Source organism: Streptomyces sp. NPDC004542 (genome assembly GCF_040610035.1).
In the GTDB taxonomy this organism is placed as follows: domain Bacteria; phylum Actinomycetota; class Actinomycetes; order Streptomycetales; family Streptomycetaceae; genus Streptomyces.
Genome location: NZ_JBEXLP010000219.1, coordinates 1 through 1,318 on the forward strand (window position 1 = coordinate 1; position 1,318 = coordinate 1,318).

Below are 1,318 nucleotides of genomic sequence, written 5' to 3' on the forward strand. Positions count from 1 at the left end.
GGGCTTTCCCCCTGAGCGTGGACACCTTGGACACTGGACCTTGAGGGTCCAGAGGAAGAGATGTCACGCATGGTGATGAAGGTGTATTCGGCGGAGTTCAGGGCGGACGCTGTCGCGCTGTATCTGTCGGACCCGAAGAACACGTTCGAGGGCGTCGGCAAGGACCTGGGGATCAGCCGGGAGACGCTGCGGAACTGGGTGCGCACCGAGCGGGCTCGCAAGGGCCACGCGGCTGGCACCAGCGGCTCGCCGCGGGCGGCACAGACTGCCGAGGTAACCTCCGAGGATGTGCTGATAGAAGAGAACAAGCAGCTCAGGGCCCGGATCAGGGAGCTGGAAACCGAACGGGAGATCCTGCGGAGGGCCGCGAAGTATTTCGCCGGCGAGACCAACTGGTGAGCCGTTTCCAGTTCGTTGATGATTATCGAGGCGCCTTCGGCGTCAAGCGGCTGTGCCGGGTCCTGGAAGTCTCCCGGTCCGGTTTCTACCGGTGGCTGAAGGCCGCCCCGGCCCGCATGGCGCGGGCCCGGGAGTACGCCCGTCTCGCGCGGCGGATCCGGGAGATCCACAAGGAGTCCGACGGCACCTACGGCATCCCGCGCATCACCGCCGAGCTGAAGGCCGCCGGCATCGACGTCAATCACAAGCGCGTCGAGCGGGTGATGCGCCGCATCGGCCTCCAGGGCGTGCACCTGCGCAAGAAGGTCCGCACCACGATCCCCGAGCCGGAAGCGGCTCCGGTGCCGGACCTGCTGCGGCGCGACTTCACCGCGAGCGAGCCGAACACCAGGTATGTCGGCGACATCACGTATCTGCCCGTCGGAGATGACCAATTCCTCTATCTGGCAACGGTGTTGGACCTGCATTCCAGGCGGCTCGCGGGCTGGTCGATCGCCGACCACATGCGCACCGAGCTGGTCACCGACGCGCTCGACGCCGCCGCCCGCACCCGGGGCGGCAGTCTCGACGGGGCGGTCTTCCACAGTGACAACGGGGCGCAATACGCGTCGAAGGAGTTCGCGAAGGTGTGCAGTCGGCTCGGAGTGATCCGCTCGCGCGGAGCGGTCGGCACCAGCGCGGACAACGCCGCCGCGGAGAGTTTCAACGCAACCCTGAAGAGAGAGACCCTCCGGGGAAAGAAAAGCTGGTCAGGTGCTCGTGAGGCCCGCCTCGCAGTGTTCCGGTGGGTCACCCGCTACAACACACGACGCAGGCACTCGGGGCTTGGCTACATCAGTCCGATCGCCTTCGAACAGCGATCGGTTACGCTGGCCCCTGCCGCATAGCAAACGGTGTCCACGCTTCGGGGGAAGCCCCC

Annotated in this window: 1 protein-coding gene; it reads left to right on the forward strand. The window is 66.5% G+C overall.

Features of this window, described 5'->3' with window-relative positions; all coding sequences use genetic code 11:
- Window positions 1-69 precede the first annotated feature (69 nt).
- Window positions 70-1,286, forward strand: a protein-coding gene (locus ABZX30_RS38190) for an IS3 family transposase (RefSeq protein WP_355943073.1) whose coding sequence is annotated in 2 segments (ribosomal slippage) — window positions 70-385 and window positions 385-1,286 — 1,218 coding nt in all. Because the reading frame shifts where the segments join, the coding sequence is not laid out codon by codon here.
- Window positions 1,287-1,318 lie beyond the last annotated feature (32 nt).